The sequence below is a fragment of the Paraburkholderia sp. genome (assembly GCF_047605525.1).
In the GTDB taxonomy this organism is placed as follows: domain Bacteria; phylum Pseudomonadota; class Gammaproteobacteria; order Burkholderiales; family Burkholderiaceae; genus Paraburkholderia.
Genome location: NZ_JASGFN010000010.1, coordinates 76,760 through 98,999, shown reverse-complemented (window position 1 = coordinate 98,999; position 22,240 = coordinate 76,760). Strand labels below are relative to the sequence as shown.

Sequence of the window (22,240 nt, the reverse complement as noted above, 5' to 3'; positions counted from 1 at the left end):
CCTGCCCGTTGACGGGCGTCTGGAGGAGCAGGGTATGAAACCGAAGAACATGCTGATGGACACGATGAAGTCGGGCCGCACCGCGCTCGGCGTGTGGGCGAACGACCCCGAAACCGCGGAGCTGTGCGCGCATCTCGGCTTCGACTGGATCATGATCGACATGATGTTTACCGGCATGGATTTCCATGACGTGCAGAACATGATCCGTACCTGCGAGGCGGCCGGCATTACGCCGGTGGTGCGCATGCAGACCAATCCGTGGCACGGCTACGATGCGCGCATCGGTGTCGATCTGTCGCGACTGCAAGGCATGGGCGCCGAATACGTGCTGATTTCGCATTCGGGATTGCGGGAAATCGACGAAGCGCTCGAAATCGCGCGCGACTGGCACCGGCGCGCGTTGTGGATTCATCCGTTCAATAGCCGCGAATGGGAACAGCGCACCGACGAAATGGCGCAGGCCACCTACATCATTCCGCACGTGGAAAGCCAGGGCGGCATCGACGACTTCGACAAGGTACTCGATCATCCCGAGCTGAAGATGTTCTTCTTCGCGATGACGGATCTGTCGAAAGTCCTCGGCGGCAATGCGAAGAAGCCGGACTTCAATAGCCCGGAGCTGTGGAAGCTGGTGGACCGTGGCGTGAAGAAAGCGCACGAGCGCGGCATCATGGTCGGCGCCAACACCAGTTACGCGTACACGATGGATGAAATGCGCCAGCGGGTCAAACGGCTGCACGACGCCGGGATGAACTTCATCATGATCCAGGGCGCGCAGTTCCTGTTCCAGGTCGCGATGATGGAGTTCCTGCCGAATGTGCGCAAGGATCTCGGTCTCGCCTGAATGCGTCGGCAACGGTGTCGCGATGGACCGGCAGGCCGGAAGGCGTAACATGAGTCACGCGGGAGTCGTGACGAGTTACGACATTCGTGCGCCCCGGTTTGCCGCTGAGGAGACATTCGACGCTATGGCGACGCATTTCGATCTGACCGACATGCAGTTGATGGTGAACATCGGCGATTCACTGAGTCTCACGCGGGCAGCCGAAAAATCGCACCTGTCGGCGCCCGCGGCCAGCATGCGGATCAAGAACCTCGAAGACTATTTCCGCACCCCGTTGCTGTACCGCACCAATCAGGGCGTGACGCTCACCCGTTCCGGCGAGGAACTGATGCGGCACGCGCGCATCCTGATCGCCCAGGTCGAGCAATTGCACGGCGACATGCAGGAGTTTGCGCGCGGCGTCAAAGGGCGCCTGCGCGTGCTCGGCAATACGACCGCGATGATGGAGGTGATGCCGGATATCCTCAGCCGTTTTCTCGCTTCGCATCCCGATGTCGATCTCGAACTGCGCGAGAGCGGCAGCCAGGCGATCGTCAAGGCAGTGTCCGACGGCGCCGCCGACGTCGGCATCGTCGCGGGCTGTCCGCCCGCGGAAAACGTCCACTATCTGCCGTGCCGCGACGATCGTCTCGTGCTCGTCGTGCCGAAGGGCCACGTGCTGGACGGGCGCGAGGCGGTGGCTTTCGTCGAGACGCTCGCGTTCGACTACGTCGGCCTGTCCGAATGGAGCGCGATTCACGGCTTTCTCGTGCGAGCCGCCGCCGAGGCCGGGCGGCCGTTTCGCTTTCGCGCGGAGATGGGCAATTTCGACGCGGTGTGCCGGATGATCGAGGCGACGGTCGGGATCGGCGTGATCCCCGATTCGGTGGCGCGCCGGCTGGTGCCGGGCATGCGTATCAGCGCGATTGCGCTGACCGACAGTTGGGCATTGCGGCGGCTGCATGTCTGCGTGCGCGACTTCGATGCGCTGCCTTTATTCGCGCGCGACCTGGTCGAGATGTTCGCGGCCGAAGCGCACGCGGGCAAGGTGGCGGAATCGGAATCGCATTTATAAAGCGCGGTCGATACAACGACGCATGACAGACCGCGCGCGAGCCGCTACGCCCCCGCCTTGAGCCGCATCCGTTTCGTATTCGGCAGCGGCTCGTGCTGCATCGGCCCCTTGATCAGCTCGCTCATCGCATCGCGAATCCAGCGGTTGGCCGGCTCGTGATGAAAGCGCGGATGCCAGTGCAGATAGAAGTCGTACTTGGGCGCGGGGAAGGGCAGCGGCAGCAGCTTGATGTTGACGAACTCCGCGAAACGCCGCCCGACGGCCTGCGGCACCGCCGCGATCATGTCCGAGCCGGCGACGACGAACGGCACGCCGATGAAGCGCGGCACGCTGAAGCGCACGTTGATGCGAATCCCGAGGCGTTCGTGCGCGCGCGCGAGCACGTCCTGCTCGCGACCTTCCGGATGCACCATCACATGCGCGGCCGAGCGGTACTGATCGAGCGACAGCGTGTCGCCGATTTCCGGATGATCGTCGCGCGCGATGCACACATACGAATGCCGGTATAGCGCCTTGCGCTTCAGCGATTCGCTGTGCAAACCGGGAAAGTAGCCGATCGCGAGATCGACGTCGCCGCTCGCCAGACCTTCCTCCAGTTCCGGCATGCTGAGCGCGACCGTCTTGATGCTCACGCGCGGCGCGGTCCTGTCGAGAAAGTTCTGCAAGCGCGGCAGGAACACCATTTCGCCGATATCCGACATGCACAGCACGAAGCTCCGCGACGACTCGGCGGGGCGGAATTCGGGCGCCGGCAGGATTTCGGTCTGCACCAGATCCAGTATCCGAGCGACCGGGTCGCCGAGCGCCTGCGCGCGCGGGGTCGGCTCCATGCCGCGGCCGGTGCGCACGAACAGCGGGTCTTCGAACAGCTTGCGCAGCTTCGACAGCGCAAAACTCATGGCCGGCTGGCTGAGCCCGATGCTCACGCCCGCCTGCGTCACATGCCGTTTTTTCAGCAACGCGTCGAACACTTTCAGCAGGTTCAGGTCGACCTGACGAATATCCATGATATGGATGATGCCTATCGATGTCACATAATTGACGGATTTTATCCCGGTTCCTAACATCGTTTCCACAACAAAGGAGTGAGACACCATGTCCGATGGACGCAAGCCGCAACGCCCGTTGCGCAGCAATTTCCCGCGTGGTTCCTACCTGGGCGCGGTGCGCGCCGCCCAGTGGCGCAATCTCGGCATCGGCGAGGAAGATCTCGACAAGCCGAAGATCGCCATCGTCAACTCTTCGTCCGAACTCGCTACCTGCTTCAGCCACCTCGACGGCATCGCCGCGCAACTGAAAGACGCGATCCGCGCGGCGGGCGCGCTGCCCTTCGAGATCCGCACCGCGGCGCCGAGCGACTTCATCACCGGCGCGGGCGCGCGCGGCGCGTACATGCTGGCCGCCCGCGACCTCGTCACGAACGACATCGAAGTGGCCGTCGAGGGCGCGCAGCTCGACGGCATGGTGTGCCTCGCGTCGTGCGACAAGACGGTGCCGGGCCAGTTGATGGCCGCCGCGCGCCTGAACATCCCCACCATCGTCGTCGCGTGCGGCTATCAGCCGAGCGGCGAATACCGCGGCGAGCACGTGGACATCGAGGACGTATTCGTCGGCGCGATGCATACGCTGACCGGCAAGCTGCCCGTCGAGGACCTGATCGGCATGAGCCAGAACGCGATTCGCGGGCCGGGCGTGTGCTCGGGTCTCGGCACGGCGAACTCGATGCATATGGTCAGCGAGGCGCTCGGCATGTCGTTGCCCGGCAGCACGCCGGTCGCCGCGAACAGCGCGAGGATGTTCGCGTTCGTGCGCGAGGCCGGCGCGCGCATCGTCGAGATGGTGCGCGACGATCTGAAGCCGCGCGACATCCTCACGCGCGGCGCGTTCGCGAACGCGGTGAAGACGGTGCTCGCGGTCGGCGGCTCGATCAACACGGTCAAGCACTTGCAGGCGGTCGCGGCCGAAGGCCAGCTCGACGTCGACGTCTATGCGCTGTTCGAGGAATTCGCCGCGCGGATTCCGGTGCTGACCGGCGTGCGTCCGGTCGGCTCGCACACGATCGAGCAACTGGAGGCGGCGGGCGGCGGGCGCGGCGTGATGAAGCGGCTCGAAGCGTGGCTCGACACCGGCGCGCTGACGGTGACCGGGCACACGGTGCGGGACAACCTGCGCGATGTCCGGATTGCCGACGACGACGTGATCCGCGCGCCGCAGCGCGCGTTCGCGAGCTATCCGGCCATCGTGCTGGTGCGCGGCAACCTGGCGCCGCAGGCCGGCATCGTGAAGTTCGGCATCTCGCCGGCCAAGCAGCGCGCGTTCACCGGCGAGGCGATCTGCTTCTCGACCTCCGACGAGGCGATCGCGGCGATCAAGGACGGCCGCGTGCAACCGGGCAAGGTCGTCGTGATGCGCGGCGCGGGCGTGTGCGGCGGCCCGGCGATGGGCGGCGGTGCGTCGCGCGTGGTGTTCGCGATCGACGGCGCGGGCCTGTCCGAGCAGGTCGCAATGCTCACCGACGGGCATCTGTCCGGCCTCGTCTGCAAGGGTCTGGTGGTCGCGGAAGTGGCGCCGGAGGCGGCGACCGGCGGCCCGCTCGCGTTCGTCGAAGACGGCGACACGATCGAGATCGACCTCGATCGGCGCGTCTGCGATCTGAAGGTGGACGACATCGAATTGGCGCGCCGCCGCGCCGCGTGGCAGCGTCCCGCGCCGGTCAACGACAGCGGCTGGCTGAAGATCTATCGCGCGATGGTCGGCACGATGCCGCAAGGCGCGGTGCTCGGCGCGGACCGGCCGACGCGGGAGCGTTGAGATGGGCGGCGAAACCGTAATCGACATCGGCACGGTGATCGAGCGGCAGCAGACGAACCGCTTCGGCGTGCTGCTGATCGTCGCGATGGGCGTGATGATGATGACCGAGGGCTACGACCTCGCCGCGATGGCGTTCGCGGCGCCGGCGTTGAGCCGCGCGTGGCATCTCGAACACGGCATGCTCGGCCCGGTGTTCGGCGCCTTCGTATTCGGCACGATGATCGGCGCGTTCGTGCTCGGCTATCTCGGCGACGTGATCGGCCGCAAGCGCACGATCGTGATCGGCAGCGTCGTGCTCGCGGTGTTCACGCTCGCGGCGTCGCGCGCGAGCGGGCTCGAGCAGTTGCTCGTGCTGCGCTTTCTCGCGGGCATCGGTATCGGCGGCGTCGTGCCGAACGCGATCGCGTACACGACGGAGTTCGCGCCGAAACGCTGGCGCGCGACGTGGGTCACGCTGATGTACACCGGCTACACGATCGGCAGCAGCGTCGGCGGTCTCGTGTCCGCGTGGCTCGTGCCGAAGTTCGGCTGGCAGGTGGTGTTCGTGATCGGCGGCATCGCGCCGCTCGTGTCGAGCGCGATGTTGTGGTTCGCGGTGCCGGAATCGATCCGCTTCCTGACGCTCAAGGGCCGTCACGCCGAAGTCGCGCGAATCGTCGCGCGTATCGCGCCGGGCTTCGCCGTCGCGCCGCACGCGCGCTTCGTGACCGGCGGCGAATCTCATGGTGACCCACGCGACGGCTCGCTGCGGCTGCTGTTCGCGGGCCGGTTGCGCGCGCTCACGCCGGTGCTGTGGGCCGTGTACATCGCGAACTCGATGGCGCTGTTCTTTCTTAGTAGCTGGCTGCCGGTGCTGATCGAAAGCGTCGGCCTCGCACCGCGCGAGGCGGCGCTCGTGTCGGCGATGTTCCAGCTCGGCGGCACGCTCGGCGGCCTCGCGCTGATGCGCTTCGTCGATACGCGCGGCGCGATCATCATCACCGTGCTGCCGCTCGTCGGCACCCCGCTCGTCGCGTTGCTCGGCACCGGACTGCCGGGCCCGATGCTGGTCGCGGCGGTGTTCCTCACCGGCTTCACGGTAGTCGGCACGCAGTTCGGCCTGAACGCGGTCGCGGCGCTCGTCTATCCGACCGCGCTGCGCGCGAAAGGCACCGGCGCGGCGGTCGGCATCCAGAAGATCGGCGCGATCGCGGGGCCGGTGATCGGTGGAATGCTGATGTCCGCGCATCTGCCGGTCGAGCAACTGTTCTTCCTCGGCGCGGTGCCGGTCGCGTTCGTCGCGCTGCTCGCGTTCGCACTCGGCCGGCTGCATCGCCGCCGCGACGATGCGGCGCCGGACAACTCTCAAACAGGAGCAGCCCATGTCGCTTGAAGTCGTTCCCATTGACGCCGCGCGCGCGGATTTCGTCGGCCTTGCCAGCGGCATCGATCTCACCGCGCCGGTTTCCGAAGCGCTCGCCAGCGCGATCGACGCCGCGATGAACCGCTACGCGGTGCTCGTATTCCGCGGTCAGCCGCTCACGCAGGATCAACAGCTCGCGTTCGCGCGCGCGCTCGGGCCGCTCGATCTCGGTTTCAAGCGCGTCGCCCGGCCGCATGTGCGGCTCGCGTACCAGGAGCTCGCGGACATCTCGAACGTCGACGAGTCCGGACAGATCGCGGACCGCGCGCACCGGCGCATCGTCGGCAATCTCGCGAACCAGTTGTGGCACAGCGACAGTTCGTTCCAGCAGCCGGCCGCGCGCTATTCGATGCTGCATGCGGTCGTCGTGCCGGAATCCGGCGGCGAGACCGAGTACGCGGACATGCGTGCCGCGTGGGACGCGCTCGCGCCGCACGAACAGCGCGAGCTCGAAGGGCTCGAAGCGGAGCACTACGCGTTGCACTCGCGCTTCCTGCTCGGCGACACCGACTACGGCGAAGAACAGCGCAACGCGCTGCCGCCGGTGCGCTGGCCGCTGGTGCGCGAGCATGCGGGTTCGGGGCGTCGGCATCTGTTCATCGGCGCGCACGCGACGCATGTCGCCGATCGCACGATTGCCGAAGGACGCGTGCTGCTGATGGACCTGCTCGAACACGCGACCGCGCGCCGCTTCGTGTACTCGCATCGCTGGCAGCCGGGCGACCTCGTGATCTGGGACAACCGCTGCACATTGCACCGGGGCCGCCGTCACGACCTGTCGGTGCGCCGCGAGCTGCGGCGCGCGACGACGGTCGACGTGGACCGGCACGCAATGCCGCAAGCAGTGGAACTCGAACCCGCACACGGAGCGCATTAAATGCGGCTGAACGACGACGAACAGGCGATGCTCGACGGCCGCGACGGCGCGGCCGTGCAGCGCGCGATGGATCTGCTGGTGCGCTATGGCGAAGCGCTCGACGCGCCCCGGCTGGTGGACACCCGTAACGTGTGCGGCACGGTCGGCGCGACGATGCCGTTCCTGCGCGACTACGCGGCGCGGCACGGCGGCCTCGACGCGGTGTTTTCCGAATTCAACCTCGATAGCCCCGAGGTAGTCGAGGTGCCGAAGGCGAAGGTGTTCAGCAGCCATCTGCAGCAGGGGCTCGACCCGCAGCACGCGCAGCGTCAGGGCATCGATGGCGAGATCGTGAAGCTCTACCGCCAGGGCGAGGCGTTCACCGGACGACTCGGCATCCAGCCGCTCAACACCTGCGCGCCGTACCTGACCGGCAACGTGCCGGTGCGCGGCGAGCATTGCGCGTGGATGGAGTCGTCGGCGGTGATCTACATCAACGCGGTGCTCGGCGCGCGCACCAACGCCGAAGGGCGCGAGAGCACCGGCGCCGCGATGCTGACCGGCAAGATTCCGTACTGGGGCCTGCACCTCGACGAAAACCGCGGCGGCACGCATCTGATCGAACTCGACGTCGACGTGAGGACGGTGCGGGACTGGGGGCTGCTCGGCTACTACGTCGGCGAACTCGTGCAGGACCGCATTCCGGTGATCGACGGGCTGCGCGACGTGCCGAACCTGCCGAAGCTCAAGCACTTCGGCGCGGCCGCGGCTTCTTCCGGCGGCGTCGAGATGTATCACATCGTCGGCCAGACCCCGGAGGCGCGCACGCGCGACGAAGCGTTGCGCGGCCGCAAGCCGCTCGAGACGATCCGCTACGGCGCGGCCGAACGGCGCATCGCGTACGAGCGCGTGAACACCACCGCGAAAGATGCGCAGGTCGACTTCGTGATGCTCGGCTGCCCGCACTATTCGATCGAGCAGATCTGGGAGGTGTGCCAGCTGCTCGAAGGACGGCGCCTCAGCGCGAATACCGAACTGTGGATCTTCACCGCGCGCGCGACGCGGCAACTGGCGGATCAGGCCGGCTATACGAAGCTGATCGAGGACGCGGGCGGCGTGCTGATGACCGACACGTGCTCGGCGATCGGTCGCGTGATGCCGAAGGGCACGCGCGTGGTCGCGCTCGATTCGGCGAAGCAGGCGCATTACCTGCCCGCGATCATGGGCGTGCAGGCGTGGTTCGGCACCACGGCCGACTGCATCGAGGCCGCGGTGAGCGGTCGCTGGCGTGGAGGGCTCGCCGCATGAGTACGAATGGGATGAAGAACGACATGACGAACAACAGGACCGCCAGCACGCCGCGCGAGCCGATCGTGCTGCGCGGGCGCAAGGTGGTCGGCGGCTGCGTCGAGGGCGAGGCGCTCGTCACGCGCGACCGGATCTCCGGCTGGGGCGGCATCGACCCGCGCACCGGCACGATCATCGAGACGCGCCACGAGCTGCGCGGCCAGAGCTTCGCGAACAAGGTGCTGGTGTTTCCCGGCGCGAAGGGTTCGTCGGGCTGGTCGAGCCAGTTCCATATCGCGCGCATCGCCGGCACCGCGCCCGCCGCGATGCTGTTCAACGAAATGACCACGAAGATCGCGCTCGGCGCGGTGGTGAGCCATGCGCCGTCGCTGACCGACTTCGACGCCAATCCGCTCGACGTGATCGAGACCGGCGACTGGGTTCGCGTCGACGCCGAGCGCGGCATCGTCGAAGTGCTCAAACGCGGCCGCGCCTGATCGTCTGATCCTGCCGCGCGGGGCCGCCCGCGCGCGCCTGCCATTGCTTTTCAAGGAGAAAATGTGTTGAAGACTGGTACTCGCATCGTCCGCCGCAACGGCCGACCGACAGGCTGGAAACTCGACGCCGACGTGTGCATCGTCGGCGCGGGCATCGCCGGCACGTCGGCCGCGCTCGAAGCCGCGGCGCTCGGCCGCAAGGTCGTGCTGGTGGACAGCCTGCCGGCGCTCGGCGGCCAGGCGGTCAACTCGATCATCGGCACGTTCTGCGGGCTGTTCTCGAACGGGCCGAAGCGCTTCCAGGTGACGCACGGCATCGCGGACGGCATCCTGCGCGATCTCGGCGAGAAGGGCGCGCTGCACTACAAGGAAGGGCCGCTGACGACCGTCGTGCTGTACGACGAAGTGGCGCTCGCGCGCTGGATCGAGCAGAAGATTCTCGACGCCGGCATCACCGTCGTGCTCGGCGCGGTATTGCGCGACGTCGTGCGCGAAGGCCGGCGGGTGCGTGAGCTCGACGTCGCGACGCGCTACGGCGACGTGCGCATCGCGGCGAACGGCTTCGTCGACGCGAGCGGCGACGCGGCGCTCACGTGGCTCGCCGGCTTCGACTGCCAGGAACCGGAAACGCCGATTCGCGGCACGCAGATGATCGTGCTCGAGAATCTCGACGAAACCGATCTGCCGACGCCACCCGCGTTTCGCGAGCGCGTCGAGGAAAAGGCGCACGCGTACGGGCTCGAACGCAAGGACGGTCTCGTGTTCTATTTCCGCGGCCGCAACATCGGCATTGCGAACATGACGCACATCGAGACGCCGCTCGAGCCGATGGCGGCATCGCGCACCGCGCTCGTCGGGCGCGACCAGGCGGATCGCGCGTTCGAATTCCTGCGCGGCGAGTATCCGCACATCTATCGCAACGCGCACATCCGCAGCTACGGGCTGCCGGGTATCCGGCAGACGCGCTGGATCGTCGGCGCGCAGCAGTTGAGCTCGCAGGACGTGATCGCCGCGCGGCAGTTTCCCGACGCGGTCGCGCGCACGTCGTGGCCGATCGAATTGCACGATCGCGCCGAAGGCTACGAATGGAAGCCGTTCGGCGACGACCATCTGCATACCGTGCCGTTCGGCAGCCTCGTCGTGAAGGACGCGGACAACCTGATCGCGGCCGGCCGCTGCATCGACGCGGATGCGACCGCGCTGTCGAGCGTGCGGGTGATGGGGCCGTGCATCGCGATGGGCGCGGCGGCCGCGCATGCGTTCGATCTCGCGGACGGCGGCAGCGTCCATGACATCGATCGCGGCATGCTGCGCGAGCGGCTCGCCGACAACGTCGATCGGATCGATCCGCCGCATCTGAAGGACTGACGCACGGACTGACGCACGACCCGCCGGCGGCGCGGGAATTCGATAGAGGTGCGTCGCGCGCTCCCCCGGAGTCGCACGACAAGCACCCGCTCCCGCGCCGGCCAGAGACGAAATGACGGAACCGCGCGACGCGCCGGGATCTGCCCGGCCGCCGACGCGGCACCTCTGGAGGAGACAATGATTCAAATCCTGCCCGATGCGCGCACGGTAGACGTGTCGCGCCTGATCGACGAACAGAAGATCGGCCGCTTCGCGATCCTGCTGATTGCATCGACATGGCTCGTGATGCTGACCGACGGCTACGAGCTCAGCGCGCTGGCATTCGCCGCGCCTTCGCTGATTCGCGCGTGGCACATCGAGCGTAGCGTGCTCGGTCCGGTGTTCGGCGCCAACATCTTCGGCATCATGGTCGGCTCGATCCTGTTCGGCTATGTCGGCGACCGGATCGGGCGCAAGCGCGCGATCCTGCTCGGCGCGTGCTGGTACGGGCTCGTCACGCTAGCGACCGCGTGGGCCACGAGTGTCGACCAGTTGCTATGGCTGCGCTTTGCCGCGGGCATCGGTATCGGTGGCGCGGTGCCGAACGCGTTCGTGCTGGTGTCGGAGTTCGCGCCGAAGCGGCTGCGCGCCACCTGGGTCACGCTGATGTTCACCGGCTACACGCTCGGCGCGGGCTTCGGCGGCGGCGTCGCCGTGTGGCTCGTGCCGCACTACGGCTGGCCCGCGGTGTTCGTGGTCGGCGGCATCGCGCCGCTCGCGGTCGCCGCCGCGCTGTCGTTCGTGATGCCGGAGTCGCTGCGCTATCAGGTCCTGAAGGGCTGGCCGCGCGACGGCATCGCGGCCACCGCCGCGCGCGTGCGGCCCGAACTCGCGCTGCCGCCCGGCGCGCATTTCGTCGTGACCGACGAGCGCCGCATCGCGAAGTTCTCGCCGCGCATGCTGTTCGCGGGCCGCCTGCGCTATGTGACGAGCGCGCTGTGGCTCGCGTACATCGCGAATTCGATGGCGCTGTTCTTCCTGCAGAACTGGCTGCCCGTGCTGATCGAGGCGACCGGCGTCGCCGCGCATCGCGCCGCGCTGATGACGACGCTGTTCTCGGTCGGCGGCACGCTCGGCGGCCTCGTGCTGATGCGCTTCATCGACCGGCACGGCGTGCGGCTCGTCACCTGCCTGCCGCTCGTCGGCTTTCCGCTCGTCGCCGCGCTCGGCATGAACCTGAATACGGCGCTGCTGACCGCCGCCGTGTTCGGCGTCGGCTTCTGCGTCGCCGGCACCCAGGCGGGGCTGAACGCGGTCGCGTCGATCGTCTATCCGACCAGCTTCCGCTCGAAAGGCACCGGCACCGCGATCGGCGTCGCGAAGATCGGCTCGATCTCGGGCCCGATGATCGGCGGGATGCTGCTTGCCGGACATCTGCCGGTGCGCGAGCTGTTTCAGGTCGCGGCGCTGCCGGTCGTCACCGTCGCGGGGCTGATGTTCGTGCTCGGCCGCATGTACCGGCCCGGCGACGCACACGACGACGGCCTCGCGGACGGCGCTCTCGCGGACGGCGGCGCATGCGCCGACGCGCCGCTGCCCGCGGCCGATCGATAGGAACGCCAGGTTCGGCGGCGGTGCGCCGCGCACCGCCGTACACCGCGAAAACATGGCGGGCAGGCCCGGCGCGTTCGCGCACGAGGCTCGCTCCCGCCGGCTGGCAGCCGCGGCATCCCCAATTAAATTAAAACCGGAGAAAGACAATGAAAACAGCAGTCTGCACTGCTGCGGCGGTTTGCGCCCTCGCGGCGCCGCTGACGGCCGACGCGCAAAGCTCGGTCACGCTGTACGGCATCATCGATACGGGTATCGCGTGGACGAATACGGTCGCGTCGTCGATCAGGACGCAGGGCGCCTCGCGCTGGTCGATGGCGACCGGCTGGGGCAGCGGCGACCGTTTCGGTTTTCTCGGCCGCGAAGACCTGGGCGGCGGTTTCGCCGCGGTGTTCCAGCTCGAAGCGGGCTTCAGCGGACTGAACGGCACGTCGTCGCAGGGCGGCCGGCTGTTCGGGCGGCAGGCGTACGTCGGGCTGTCGAGCACGCGATACGGCAAGCTGACGCTCGGCCGCCAGTACGACTACACGTTCGACTACGTGGCGCCGCTGATGTCGTGGCTGCAGTTCGGCAGCATCTACGGCGCGCACATCGGCGACGTCGACGACAGCTTCCAGACGTTTCGCCTCAACAACAGCGTCAAGTACGAGGTGAGTCCGCTCGCGGGACTGAAGCTCGGCGCGCTCTACGCATTCAGCAACCAGGCGGGCGGCGAGGCCGGCGAGGGCTTCGCCAATAACCGCGCGTACGGCTTCGGGCTCGATTACCGGCGCGGGCCGCTGCGTGTGGTCGCGAGCTACCTGCAACTCGATAATCCGTCGGCGGGGCTCGCGTCGGGCAACAATCCGAACGGCGCGATCGGCGACGAGTACAGCGGTTCGACCAGCATCTTCTATAACGCGGGCTTCGTCGAGCGTCAGCGGATCTCGGCGCTGGGCGCTGGCTATACGTTCGGCGCGGCGGCGCTGAACTTCGTCGCCACCGACACGCGGCTCGACTATCGCGGCGGCCACAGCCTGCGGGTCGACAACTACGAGATCAACGGGCGCTACAACTTCACGCCGGCATTGATGGCGGGGGTCGGCTACATCTTCACCGATGGCCATGGTTATACCGGCAGCGGCGCGACGTCGTTCGCGACCGGCGACCGGCCGCGATGGCATCAGGTGGACGCGGGCATCAGCTACCTGCTGTCGAAGCGCACCGATCTGCATCTGTCGATGGTCTATCAGCGGCTGGCCGGCGATGCGAGCGTCGTCGCGATCAACTTCTTCGGCCCGGCGGGGGCGGGGCGCAATAGCCAGATCGCGGTGCTGGCCGGGTTGCGGCATCGGTTTTGAGTTGAAGGGGGAGCGCGGGTGGGGAGGCGCGCCGCGGTGTTGCGTCGCTCGCGAAGCCGAAGCTGGTGGCATTGGCATATTGATGGCCGGGCACACGGCTAGCGCAATCGTGGATCGTTGCGATGGGCAGCCTGATCGGCGACACCATCGAGCCTTCCGCTTATCCGTTGTCCACTCAGGCAGATTGGACTTGCGCCGTTTGATGTCGATTCCAATTGGTATGCGAAGGGTAGGGAAGCATATCCCAAAAACATAGGTCACCGGTGATCTGCTAGATTTACAACGCTTCAAATGAAGGCCCTATATCTCAAATACGGCATCGATTCAGTCCAGGCAACAGGGAGTAGAAGTGGCGGACATTTTTTATCAAGATTGACGGTATCGCAGGCGAATCACAGGACGAGTTCCATCCTGGGGAAATTCAGGTAAGTAGTTGGCGTTGGAAAATTTCCCAGCAATCGTCGATGATGTCAGGTTCCGGCGGTGGAGCAGGCAAGGCAACGATAAGCGACATGGAATTCGTTCATCAGATTGATCGCGCGAGTCCGAATCTGATGCGGTATTGCCTCACGGGGCGACACATACCGAGGGTCGTGCTAGCCATGCGTAAAGCTGGTGGCATCCCGCTGGATTTTCTGAAAATCACAATGGGTGACGTGGTTATCACGGGCGTTGAACCTATTGTGTTTGGTGAGAGCTATCACGAGCACGTCACTTTGTCATTCGCTCGCGTAAAGAACGAATACACCGTTCAGGGCGCGATTGGCGCAAGCACAGGCACTGTCACTGCCAGTTTCGACATCAAAGGGAATCTGGACCGGTGAAACGTCGAAACTATTTCGCGCTTGCGATTGGGATTTGTGCCTCCATCGCAGCCGCATCCTCGATTTACTCAGCCGTCGAGTTTCACCTTTCATCAGTCAGGACAACGGGCGAGATTATCCGCTTGAATTCCGGGGGGCATCATCCGCGGATAGCCTTCATTGGAAAAGATGGGCAGCGCTACGAGCGACCGATTGGCACGATCCGGTCGTTCGAGGCGGGTCAATCCGTTCTGATTCGATATCGCTCCGACGATCCGGCCGGCTCAGCCGTGATTGATAGTGCGCTCGATCTCTGGGCCCCATCAGTTTTTCTGTTGATTCTGGCAGTTGGTTTTCTCGATGCGGGGTTGAGAGATAAGCCGCTTCGAAAGGGGCTTCGATGATAGTCCTGCGAAAGAGTCGATGGCAATTCAACACTGGCGCGGGTGCAGGGATTGGCTTCGGTGCCTTTAATTCCGAAAGCGGTATGTTTGCACTCGATGCGCCATCAAGCCAGACTCATCAATATGTTTACAGCGGTTCTGGAATGGGCACATCTCGCGGGCTTTCGAGCTTGCTTCGCATCCCAAGGTTTGCGCTGCCAAAAGTCGTCGTCAAGGAAAATGAATTGAGCGGGTCGGGCTCCACGACTGACTTCATGAGCAGAGGGACGCTATATCTGACAGATTCATTCAGGGGCACCGATCTTGTGAATCCGAAAAGCCTCGAAGGCGGGACGATCTATCTGGAAGGTGCAGCCGGGTATCTGTTTGGTGGGACAGGTTCATTCATGCTCCTCGGCATAGACCGTGACCTCCTTCTGATGGGAATCGTGAAGCCGGATTTGATCGGCATGGCGATTCGCAGCGCGCCGGCAGCAATGGTGGTGGGAGGGGTGAACGAGGGCCTGCAGGATACGGCGGGTTTTGCCTTGATGTTCGGGCAAGTCAAATACAGCGGTTTGTACGCTGAGACTTCTCCACGAAGTACGGATCGGTAGACAGCCTGAAAATTTTTGAACGATAGTGCTATACACCGAACAGCGACGGATACCGGGTCTTCCGAACTCTTCGGATTCTCCGTCACAAAGACACAACGGAACCCGGCGCGGCGGATTTCGGTGAGCTCGGGCAGGTGCTCAGGCGCTACGCGGCGATGTCGGAGACGTTCCATGTGGCGCACGCGGGGCTGGGCGGCCAGAACCTGCTCGTTTGCACTGACGTTGTCGCTGCACGGCCGTTGATGACGGTCGACGGGCGCGAGCCGGCCGAGGTCAATCTCGATGACTGGCAGCGGGTGATACAGCTTGCCGACGATGACGCCGCCACCGGCGCATTGACGCGCGAACTGCTCGCGCAGCACCTGACCAAAGGACACAATCTCGCGCACCTACGGGCGTTGCGTGGGGGCAAATGCCACTGGCGGACCTGATGCGCGAGATCGTTCGCACCGAGGGCGATCTGAGGCGTTACTTCGCGCTGCTCGGGCTTAAATAGCGCGCGTTGGTTGTCCGATCGAGCCTGTCTGGATCCATTCCCCGGCGCCGCGTTCTCGCACCTGCGCGTCCTTGCACCGAGGTATGCTCATTGCTTGACTGAATGTATGACGGCACACACGACGACGCCGTGATCGTCAGGAGGCTGTGATGAGTGATTTCAACGAAGCGCGCGAGCAGATGGTCGAGCAGCAGATCGTTCGCCGCGGCGTGCACGATCCCCACGTCCTGGCCGCGATGCGCCGCGTGCCGCGCGATGCGTTCGTCGTGCCCGACTGGCGGCCGTTCGCTTACGATGACGCGCCGTTGCCGATCGGCGGCGGGCAGTCGATTTCGCAGCCGTTCATTGTCGCGAAGATGCTGGAGGCCGCGCAGTTGCATGCCGGCGATCGCGTGCTGGATATCGGCACGGGCTCCGGCTATGCGGCCGCGCTCGCCGCGGAGATCGCCGCATGGGTGGATTCGATCGAACGCGATGCAGAACTCGTCGAGGCCGCGCGCGAGCGCCTGCAGCGGCTGGGCTATGCGAACGTCGCGGTTTATCTCGGCGACGGCACGGCCGGCCTCGCGGAACACGCGCCGTATGACGCGATCGTCGCGGCGGCCGGCGCGCCGCACGTGCCCCAGGCACTGCGTTCCCAGCTCGCGCGCGGCGGACGCCTCGTGATACCGGTGGGGCACGAGCCGGACCGGCAGCGGCTCGTGAAGATCGTGCGCGTCAATGAACAGGACTATGAAGAACACGCGTTCGGCGATGTGAGATTCGTTCCGCTTGTTGGCGGCGATGGCTGGCCCGAGGGTGAGCGTTGGGAATGGTGAAAGGGGGCGTTGGGCGATGTAGCGGACGGCACTGGATTGCGCCGTCGTCCCGCGGGCGCCGATCTCCGCGTTGATCCCGGAGTCGCCGCCTGCGTCATACGCTTAAATTCCGCTCAGAAGCCGAACACGCGCAGCGCATTGTCGCCGCGGATCGCGTCGCATTGATCCTTCGGCAGACGCGCGGTGTTCGCGAACGCGCTGCGAATGTCGTATACCTGATGCGGCCAGTCGGTGCCGAACATCACGCGATCCGCGCCGACGACCGACACCAGGAATTCGAGCGACGCCGGGCTATACGTGATGCAGTCGTAGTAGATATGGCGCAGATAGTCGATCGGCTTCTTCTTCATCTGATGGCGCTGCGCGATCTCGACCTCGTTGCCTTTCTCGAAGCGGCCGGCCAGATAGGGCAGCGCGCCGCCCGCATGCGACGCGATGAGCTTCAGATCCGGATACTGATCGAAGAAGCCCTCGAAGATCATCCGCGTGATCGCGAGCGTCGTGTCGAACATGAAGCCGACGGCCCAGCTCAGATCGAACTTCGTCATGTCCATCAGTTCGACGCCGGGCGGATCGGTCGGATGCACCAGCACCGGCAGCGCGCGGCGATCGATCTCGGCCCAGATCGGCGCGAACATCGGATCGGTGAGGCTGCGCCCCGCGATGTTGGCGAGCACCATCACGCCGCTCGCGCCGTTTCCGCAGGTGCGCTCGAGTTCCGCGAGCGCCGCCTTCGGGTACTCCCACGGCAGCGACGTGAACCAGCGGATGCGCTCGGGATACCTGGCCTGCGCGTCGGCGATCGTGTCGTTCGATTCGCGCGCGGCGACGCAGCTCGTTTCCCGGTCGCCCCAGTACACGTTCGGGCAGGTCAGCGACACGACCGAGATGTCGATGCCCGATTCGTCCATCTGACGGATGCGCATGTCGAAATCGAAATGGCCTTTTTGCGGAATCACGACCGGCGTGTTGCCGCGAAACACTTCCTGCTGACCATCGGGGCGCGTCTGGATGTTGTAGGCGCCGCCGCGCCGCCGCAGCAGTTCGAGCCATTTGCGCGCGATCTGCCGCAAGGATTCGGCGCTCGCGAAAAAGCGCCGCGTAAGCTGGAAGGATGCGCTGCAATATCCGTGGGTCGGCATCCGATCGACGAGCGGCATTCGCAAGCTGATCGACGAAACGCTGTTCACCCTCGGCATGCGCAAGGCGGTGGAGTACGAAGTGTCCTACATGACGACCGGCCTTTCGATGGTGCAGGCGGGTCTCGGCATCGCGATCTTTCCGGGCATTCTGCTCGGCTCGTTTCCGCATCGCGATCTGGTGGCGCGCAGGCTCGAAGCGCCCGTCGTCACGCGCGACGTCAATCTGATCCGGCGGGCCGAGCATTCGCTGTCGCCGGCGGCCGAGTCGTTTATCGAGCTCTGGTACAAGCGCATCGGCAAGCCGTCCGACGCGTAGCGGGGCGGCTTCGTTTGCGCGCTGGAATACTGTATGAATATACAGTATTATCGAAGACAGGCCGCGCATGCTGGCGGCGCGCGGATCGGAACGGAGAACAGCGAAGGAACGAGGCAGGATGCCTGAACAACTGTGGCTGCCGGGGCTCGAGGCGCCGCCCCCGCCGACCGACGGGCTTTTTTTTGCGGTCTTTCCGGACGCGAACACGGCGGCCGGTATCGCAAAGTTCGCGCAACGGCTTTGCGTGGAGGCACGCGTGCGCGGCAAACCGCTTGCGGCGAACCGTTTGCACGTGACGCTGCGGCATCTCGGCAATTTCGCGGGCGGTTTGCCGGAAGAATATGTCGACGCGGCGAAGCGGGCAGCCGCATCGATCAGCATGGCGCCGTTTACGGTCGAGTTCGACGCGGTTTCCAGCTTCGCGAAACGGCCGAGGCTGGGGCCGGCGGTGATGGTGGGAGACGACGGCGTGCTCGGTCTGCATGCGCTTCACGATGCGCTCGAGGCCGCTCTGAAAAACGCCGGTTTCGGGCCCGGCTCGCAGTTTACGCCGCACGTGACGCTGGCCTATGGGATGCCTTGGGTCGAGCGCCGTCCCGCTGAACCGGCATGCTGGAATGTGCGCGAATTTGCGCTGGTTCACAGTCTGCTGGGGCGCACGAAGCATAACGTGCTGGCGCGCTGGCCATTGGCGCGCGAGCGTTGAGCGGCGGCGAATGTGCGTGATGGTGAGTGACGGCGAGCACGAGGTCTTGCTGACACTGGAACGATTCCGCTAAAACCGCACGCTTGTCCCGCATCCGCCGGCAAAGCCGTTGTTTCCGTCCACGCCGCCGCAAAACACGCCGCAGCCGGACAGCAGCGCCGAGACGGCCAGCGCCGCCAGCACCGCACGCATGCCGGGCATGCCGGCGCGCCATGCGCGCGGGCCGCGCCGAACGTAATACGCCGCGAAAACCGGACGGGGAGTCGAAGCAGGAGAGGCACGGCGTCGGCCGATGGTTCTGAGTGGCATCGCGTCACGAACTTCGATGAGGGCAAACAGGAGCGTGGCAGCACGTCATCGCCACGCGTGGATGCAACCTGATGATTCACTCTAAGTCGATGCCGAGGGCGCGTCAAACAGGAAAAATCAGCCGCCCGGCGGGGGTTTGAGGGCGGCGAGGCAGACTGAAACGCGACCGAAACGCGACTGAAACGCTCGTGCGCTCCCTGATAGAATGCTCGGGCCGCAACGTAGTGGATTGCAGATGAAATTGCTTGATGCGCTTGTCGAACAGCGTATTGCCGCCGCAGCCGCGCGCGGGGAGTTCGACGACTTGCCGGGTGCGGGTGCGCCGCTGCCCCTCGACGACGATGCTCTGGTGCCGGAGGAGGTGCGCATCGCCAACCGGATTCTGAAAAACGCGGGTTTCGTGCCGCCCGCCGTCGAGCAGCTTCGCGCGTTGCGCGATCTGCAAACGGAACTCAATGCCGTGAGCGATCAGGCGACCCGTTGCCGTCTCCAGGCGCGCATGCTCGCGCTCGATATGGCGCTTGAATCGCTGCGCGGCGGCCCGCTGGTCCTGCCGCGCGAATACTGTCGCCGGATCGCTGAACGTCTGTCGGAGCGCGTCGGCAATGTCGATGCGGCCGGCGCGGGTTCGCCGTGAGCGAGCCGTTCATTCATGCCGCGGCGGCGGAGGCTGCGGGGCAGAGCGAGACCAGAGCCGGAGCCGGTTCCGCCGGCCTTGGAGCAGTCGATGCAGCTCCCGCGCCGTCGACTGATGCCGGCGCGATTGTCTCCGCGACACCCACCGCCGCCATTCCACCAGAACCACCTGTCGTCCCGGAACGCGATTTCCGTTTCATGGCGCTCGCCCAGGCCGTCGCCGAACAAGCGCGCGCAGCCGGCGAAGTGCCGGTCGGCGCGGTACTCGTGCGCGGCGACGAAGTCATCGCGACAGGCTTCAACCATCCGATCGGCGCGCACGACCCGTCCGCGCACGCGGAAATGGTTGCACTGCGCGCCGCCGCGCAGGCGCTCGAAAATTACCGTCTGCCGGGCTGCGAACTCTACGTGACGCTCGAGCCGTGCATGATGTGCGCCGGCGCGATCATGCACGCGCGCATCGCCCGCGTCGTGTTCGGTGCGCGCGATCCGAAAACCGGCGCGTGCGGCAGTGTCGTCGATGCCTTTGCGAATCCGCGGCTGAATCATCACACGACGGTGAGCGGCGGCGTGCTCGAAGCCGAATGCGGCGCCGCGCTCAAATCGTTCTTCGCGGAGCGCCGCCGCGCGCACCGCGAAGCGCGCACGGCGGCGCGCGGCGATAGCACGCGCGACGGAACCACCGCCGAACCCGACAGCGAACCGCCCCCCACCGCGCCGCTCTGAAAAACGACACCATCCCACGGGCCTCGCCATGACCGCTCATCGCACCATCGAACTAATCGCGCCGTCCGGGTATCCGCATGATCCGGAGGTGCTGCATCGCGCGCTGCATCGTCTGCGGGCGCAGGGGCATCGCGTCGACGGCGAGGCGGCGGCGAAGCGCCGCTATCAGCGCTTTGCCGGCACCGATGGCGAACGCGCCGCCGATCTGAACCGGCTCGCCGATCCGTCACGTGATCTGCCCGACGTCGTGCTTGCCGTGCGCGGCGGCTACGGCGCGGTGCGCATTCTGCACGGCCTCGATTACGAAGGGCTGCAGCGGCGTCTCGCCGACCAGCCGATCGTGCTCGTCGGCCATAGCGACTTCACCGCGATCCAGCTCGCGCTGCTCGCGCGCGCCGGCGTGAAGACCTTCGGCGGCCCGATGCTGATGAGCGATTTCGGCGCCGAGGAACTGAGCGAATTCACGATGCAGCATTTCTGGTCGGCCGTCACGAAGCCGGCGATGACGGTGACCGGCAACGCGCCGCAAGCGCAGACGGTCGACGTCTCCGGCATGCTGTGGGGCGGCAATCTGGCGGTGCTGGCGTCGCTGGTCGGCACGCCGTACATGCCGCCGGTGCAAGGCGGGATCCTGTTTCTCGAGGACGTCAACGAGCAGCCGTTCCGGATCGAGCGGATGATCTATCAGTTGCATCTGGCCGGCATCCTCGCGCAGCAGCAGGCGCTCGTGCTCGGCGACTTCTCCGGCGGCAAGCCTTACGAGTACGACAACGGCTACGACCTGCACGCGATGATCGAGCAGGTGCGCGCGCTGATCGGCATTCCGGTCGTCACCGGGCTGCAGTTCGGGCACATCCATAACATGCTGACGCTGCCGGTCGGCGCGGACGCGCATCTCGTCGCCAATGCGCATGAGTTCAGGCTGACGTTGTCGGGCTATCCCTGTCTCGCCTGAGCGGGGCGACGGGCAGGGCGGTAGCGGGCGCAGGCCCGCTTTTTTAATGCGTCATGGCGCAACTAACCGTCTTCATTTCAACCCCCCGACCTTCCACACCGACCGTCGATGTTTTCATTTTTTGTTGACAAAAACCGGCCCACAACAAACGGACCGGCGATGCCCGGTCACGGTAAAATCCCCACCAGTCGGGCCTTGCGGCCTGATTTTACGAGCCAACTGATAACAAGCCTCAATAAAATTGTCGAAAAATGACGCAAAAATTGTTGACAATATTTGTGTCCATCCTATGATGACCAACATACCGAGACACACATCATGTCCGATACCGATTCCGCCGCGAACAGTTCGAAACCCGAAGCGATCGCCGAGCGTATCCGCGCCGCGATTCTCGAGCATCGGCTGGCACCGGGAGCGAAGCTGACCGAAGCCCAGCTATGCGAAGTATTCGGCGTGAAGCGCGGACCGATCCGTCAGGCGCTGTCGCAACTGGCTGGCGAGCGCCTCGTCGATCTCGAGCCGAATCGCGGCGCGTTCGTCGCGAGTCCGTCGCTGCAGGAGGTGCACGAGGTGTTCGAAATGCGCCGCATCATCGAGCTGGCCGTCGTCGAGAAGATCTGTAACGGACACGGCATGCGGCGTTTGAAAAACATCAGCGGCATGATCGGCCGCGAGCGCAAGGCGTTCGAAACGCGGGATTTTCCGGCGTGGATCCGTTTGTCGGGCGAGTTTCATACCGAACTCGCGAATCTCACCGGCAACACGGTGCTGTGCGATTGCCTGAACGGACTGGTCGCGCGCTCCACGCTGATTTCCGCGCTGTACGAGTCACTGGGACGCAGCCCGTGCTCGTTCGAGGACCATGAAGCGATCATCGCCGCGCTCGACGCCGGCGATGCGAAGGAGGCCGCGGCGTTGATGTCGCGCCATCTGCAAAGCGTCGAGTTGAAGATGCTGGAGCGCCCCGCGCGCGGGGCGGCGGATCTGCACGAAGTATTCGGCGCGCTGGCGCCACGAGAAATATCGACGGAGACAGCCAAAGCCGGTTCCAACGAAGGCTGAGGCGACAAGCCGGACCGCTGGCAGGCAGCAGGCAAAGCGGCGGGCAAGCGGCGGATGCGCCCGTTCGTGGTGCGCGCCGCACTGAATTGAATTGAACCAAAGACGCATGGCAAGGCAGCGCTCCCGTGAGCGCCGCCGGCCTGAACACGCACGTCCGTCGCGAGGCGCCGGACTTCGGGCAGTGACGCATCGCCGGGAATCCGCGGCGGCCGGCGAGGCGAT

General features: G+C 65.7%; 24 protein-coding genes. 21 read left to right on the top strand and 3 right to left on the bottom strand.

From position 1 onward, the window contains the following. Positions 1 to 34 precede the first annotated feature (34 nt). Both QM685_RS16145 and QM685_RS16140 read left to right on the top strand, forming a co-directional pair. Positions 35 to 844 carry an aldolase/citrate lyase family protein gene (locus QM685_RS16145; protein WP_415117372.1) on the top strand — a complete coding sequence of 270 codons (810 nt, stop codon included), beginning with the start codon at positions 35 to 37 and terminating at the stop codon, positions 842 to 844. Between the two features lie 124 nt (positions 845 to 968). After that, positions 969 to 1,898, top strand: coding sequence for a LysR substrate-binding domain-containing protein (locus QM685_RS16140; protein WP_415117371.1), 930 nt, complete (start codon positions 969 to 971; stop codon positions 1,896 to 1,898). A gap of 44 nt (positions 1,899 to 1,942) precedes the next feature. On the opposite strand, the gene QM685_RS16135 is transcribed toward QM685_RS16140, so the two are convergent. Next, positions 1,943 to 2,905 carry a LysR family transcriptional regulator gene (locus QM685_RS16135; protein WP_415117370.1) on the bottom strand — a complete coding sequence of 321 codons (963 nt, stop codon included), beginning with the start codon at positions 2,903 to 2,905 and terminating at the stop codon, positions 1,943 to 1,945. An 88-nt stretch (positions 2,906 to 2,993) separates the two neighbouring features. On the opposite strand from QM685_RS16135, the gene QM685_RS16130 reads away from it, so the two are divergent. The 13 genes from QM685_RS16130 (at position 2,994) to QM685_RS16070 (ending at position 16,166) form a co-directional block, all read left to right on the top strand. After that, positions 2,994 to 4,709, top strand: coding sequence for a dihydroxy-acid dehydratase (locus QM685_RS16130; RefSeq protein ID WP_415117369.1), 1,716 nt, complete (start codon positions 2,994 to 2,996; stop codon positions 4,707 to 4,709). 1 nt (position 4,710) lies between these two features. After that, on the top strand, positions 4,711 to 6,081 hold the full coding sequence (locus QM685_RS16125; protein WP_415117368.1) for an MFS transporter: 1,371 nt from the start codon (positions 4,711 to 4,713) through the stop codon (positions 6,079 to 6,081). Continuing rightward, positions 6,071 to 6,988: a TauD/TfdA dioxygenase family protein gene (locus QM685_RS16120; protein WP_415117367.1), complete on the top strand. Its 918-nt coding sequence runs from the start codon at positions 6,071 to 6,073 to the stop codon at positions 6,986 to 6,988. Before QM685_RS16125 ends, QM685_RS16120 begins: the two co-directional genes overlap by 11 nt. Next, positions 6,989 to 8,275: an aconitase X gene (locus tag QM685_RS16115; protein WP_415117366.1), complete on the top strand. Its 1,287-nt coding sequence runs from the start codon at positions 6,989 to 6,991 to the stop codon at positions 8,273 to 8,275. It abuts the gene before it with no gap. Between the two features lie 11 nt (positions 8,276 to 8,286). Continuing rightward, complete coding sequence (locus QM685_RS16110) at positions 8,287 to 8,751, top strand: aconitase X swivel domain-containing protein (protein WP_415117509.1); 465 nt, start codon at positions 8,287 to 8,289, stop codon at positions 8,749 to 8,751. 42 nt (positions 8,752 to 8,793) lie between these two features. Next, positions 8,794 to 10,119, top strand: coding sequence for an FAD-dependent oxidoreductase (locus tag QM685_RS16105; protein WP_415117508.1), 1,326 nt, complete (start codon positions 8,794 to 8,796; stop codon positions 10,117 to 10,119). 177 nt (positions 10,120 to 10,296) lie between these two features. Next, positions 10,297 to 11,712 carry an MFS transporter gene (locus QM685_RS16100; RefSeq protein ID WP_415117365.1) on the top strand — a complete coding sequence of 472 codons (1,416 nt, stop codon included), beginning with the start codon at positions 10,297 to 10,299 and terminating at the stop codon, positions 11,710 to 11,712. 146 nt (positions 11,713 to 11,858) lie between these two features. Then, on the top strand, positions 11,859 to 13,049 hold the full coding sequence (locus tag QM685_RS16095; RefSeq protein WP_415117364.1) for a porin: 1,191 nt from the start codon (positions 11,859 to 11,861) through the stop codon (positions 13,047 to 13,049). Positions 13,050 to 13,414: 365 nt separating this feature from the next. Then, positions 13,415 to 13,873, top strand: a complete 459-nt coding sequence (locus QM685_RS16090; RefSeq protein ID WP_415117507.1) for an Hcp family type VI secretion system effector — start codon at positions 13,415 to 13,417, stop codon at positions 13,871 to 13,873. Further along, positions 13,870 to 14,256, top strand: coding sequence for a DUF3592 domain-containing protein (locus QM685_RS16085; protein ID WP_415117363.1), 387 nt, complete (start codon positions 13,870 to 13,872; stop codon positions 14,254 to 14,256). Before QM685_RS16090 ends, QM685_RS16085 begins: the two co-directional genes overlap by 4 nt. 83 nt (positions 14,257 to 14,339) lie before the next feature. Next, positions 14,340 to 14,852, top strand: coding sequence for a hypothetical protein (locus QM685_RS16080; RefSeq protein ID WP_415117362.1), 513 nt, complete (start codon positions 14,340 to 14,342; stop codon positions 14,850 to 14,852). Between the two features lie 155 nt (positions 14,853 to 15,007). Beyond that, on the top strand, positions 15,008 to 15,283 hold the full coding sequence (locus QM685_RS16075) for a hypothetical protein (RefSeq protein ID WP_415117361.1): 276 nt from the start codon (positions 15,008 to 15,010) through the stop codon (positions 15,281 to 15,283). A 214-nt stretch (positions 15,284 to 15,497) separates the two neighbouring features. After that, positions 15,498 to 16,166, top strand: coding sequence for a protein-L-isoaspartate(D-aspartate) O-methyltransferase (locus QM685_RS16070; RefSeq protein ID WP_415117360.1), 669 nt, complete (start codon positions 15,498 to 15,500; stop codon positions 16,164 to 16,166). Positions 16,167 to 16,279: 113 nt separating this feature from the next. On the opposite strand, the gene QM685_RS16065 is transcribed toward QM685_RS16070, so the two are convergent. Next, a complete protein-coding gene (locus QM685_RS16065) occupies positions 16,280 to 17,239 on the bottom strand; it encodes an amidohydrolase family protein (protein WP_415117359.1) in 960 nt (319 codons plus the stop codon). On the opposite strand from QM685_RS16065, the gene QM685_RS16060 reads away from it, so the two are divergent. Together QM685_RS16060 and QM685_RS16055 are read left to right on the top strand one after the other, a co-directional pair. Continuing rightward, entirely contained in the window at positions 17,220 to 17,624 is a 405-nt protein-coding gene (locus QM685_RS16060; protein ID WP_415117358.1) for a LysR substrate-binding domain-containing protein, read from the top strand. The genes QM685_RS16065 and QM685_RS16060 overlap by 20 nt on opposite strands. A gap of 118 nt (positions 17,625 to 17,742) precedes the next feature. Then, positions 17,743 to 18,330: a 2'-5' RNA ligase family protein gene (locus QM685_RS16055; RefSeq protein ID WP_415117357.1), complete on the top strand. Its 588-nt coding sequence runs from the start codon at positions 17,743 to 17,745 to the stop codon at positions 18,328 to 18,330. A 69-nt stretch (positions 18,331 to 18,399) separates the two neighbouring features. On the opposite strand, the gene QM685_RS16050 is transcribed toward QM685_RS16055, so the two are convergent. Next, positions 18,400 to 18,531: a hypothetical protein gene (locus QM685_RS16050; protein ID WP_415117356.1), complete on the bottom strand. Its 132-nt coding sequence runs from the start codon at positions 18,529 to 18,531 to the stop codon at positions 18,400 to 18,402. A 343-nt stretch (positions 18,532 to 18,874) separates the two neighbouring features. Here QM685_RS16050 and QM685_RS16045 point away from each other — a divergent pair, with 343 nt between their 5' ends. The 4 genes from QM685_RS16045 to QM685_RS16030 all read left to right on the top strand — a co-directional run bounded on the left by QM685_RS16045 (position 18,875) and on the right by QM685_RS16030 (position 22,018). Then, the gene (locus QM685_RS16045) at positions 18,875 to 19,276 is read left to right on the top strand and encodes a DnaJ family domain-containing protein (RefSeq protein ID WP_415117355.1); all 402 of its coding nucleotides are present in this window, start codon (positions 18,875 to 18,877) and stop codon (positions 19,274 to 19,276) included. Then, entirely contained in the window at positions 19,273 to 20,001 is a 729-nt protein-coding gene (gene tadA / locus QM685_RS16040; protein ID WP_415117354.1) for a tRNA adenosine(34) deaminase TadA, read from the top strand. Before QM685_RS16045 ends, tadA begins: the two co-directional genes overlap by 4 nt. Before the next feature lie 28 nt (positions 20,002 to 20,029). Further along, complete coding sequence (gene ldcA, locus QM685_RS16035; protein ID WP_415117353.1) at positions 20,030 to 20,956, top strand: muramoyltetrapeptide carboxypeptidase; 927 nt, start codon at positions 20,030 to 20,032, stop codon at positions 20,954 to 20,956. A 318-nt stretch (positions 20,957 to 21,274) separates the two neighbouring features. Then, positions 21,275 to 22,018, top strand: a complete 744-nt coding sequence (locus QM685_RS16030; protein ID WP_415117352.1) for a GntR family transcriptional regulator — start codon at positions 21,275 to 21,277, stop codon at positions 22,016 to 22,018. The last annotated feature ends 222 nt before the right edge of the window (positions 22,019 to 22,240 follow it).

Bases quoted from the DNA above. Each gene is read 5' to 3' on its own strand.
- QM685_RS16145 (WP_415117372.1), top strand. From the start codon at position 35: ATGAAACCGAAGAACATGCTGATGGACACGATGAAGTCGGGCCGCACC.
- QM685_RS16140 (WP_415117371.1), top strand. From the start codon at position 969: ATGGCGACGCATTTCGATCTGACCGACATGCAGTTGATGGTGAACATC.
- QM685_RS16135 (WP_415117370.1), bottom strand. From the start codon at position 2,905: ATGGATATTCGTCAGGTCGACCTGAACCTGCTGAAAGTGTTCGACGCG.
- QM685_RS16130 (WP_415117369.1), top strand. From the start codon at position 2,994: ATGTCCGATGGACGCAAGCCGCAACGCCCGTTGCGCAGCAATTTCCCG.
- QM685_RS16125 (WP_415117368.1), top strand. From the start codon at position 4,711: ATGGGCGGCGAAACCGTAATCGACATCGGCACGGTGATCGAGCGGCAG.
- QM685_RS16120 (WP_415117367.1), top strand. From the start codon at position 6,071: ATGTCGCTTGAAGTCGTTCCCATTGACGCCGCGCGCGCGGATTTCGTC.
- QM685_RS16115 (WP_415117366.1), top strand. From the start codon at position 6,989: ATGCGGCTGAACGACGACGAACAGGCGATGCTCGACGGCCGCGACGGC.
- QM685_RS16110 (WP_415117509.1), top strand. From the start codon at position 8,287: ATGAAGAACGACATGACGAACAACAGGACCGCCAGCACGCCGCGCGAG.
- QM685_RS16100 (WP_415117365.1), top strand. From the start codon at position 10,297: ATGATTCAAATCCTGCCCGATGCGCGCACGGTAGACGTGTCGCGCCTG.
- QM685_RS16095 (WP_415117364.1), top strand. From the start codon at position 11,859: ATGAAAACAGCAGTCTGCACTGCTGCGGCGGTTTGCGCCCTCGCGGCG.
- QM685_RS16080 (WP_415117362.1), top strand. From the start codon at position 14,340: ATGTTTGCACTCGATGCGCCATCAAGCCAGACTCATCAATATGTTTAC.
- QM685_RS16075 (WP_415117361.1), top strand. From the start codon at position 15,008: ATGTCGGAGACGTTCCATGTGGCGCACGCGGGGCTGGGCGGCCAGAAC.
- QM685_RS16070 (WP_415117360.1), top strand. From the start codon at position 15,498: ATGAGTGATTTCAACGAAGCGCGCGAGCAGATGGTCGAGCAGCAGATC.
- QM685_RS16055 (WP_415117357.1), top strand. From the start codon at position 17,743: ATGCCTGAACAACTGTGGCTGCCGGGGCTCGAGGCGCCGCCCCCGCCG.
- QM685_RS16050 (WP_415117356.1), bottom strand. From the start codon at position 18,531: ATGCCCGGCATGCGTGCGGTGCTGGCGGCGCTGGCCGTCTCGGCGCTG.
- QM685_RS16045 (WP_415117355.1), top strand. From the start codon at position 18,875: ATGAAATTGCTTGATGCGCTTGTCGAACAGCGTATTGCCGCCGCAGCC.
- ldcA (WP_415117353.1), top strand. From the start codon at position 20,030: ATGACCGCTCATCGCACCATCGAACTAATCGCGCCGTCCGGGTATCCG.
- QM685_RS16030 (WP_415117352.1), top strand. From the start codon at position 21,275: ATGTCCGATACCGATTCCGCCGCGAACAGTTCGAAACCCGAAGCGATC.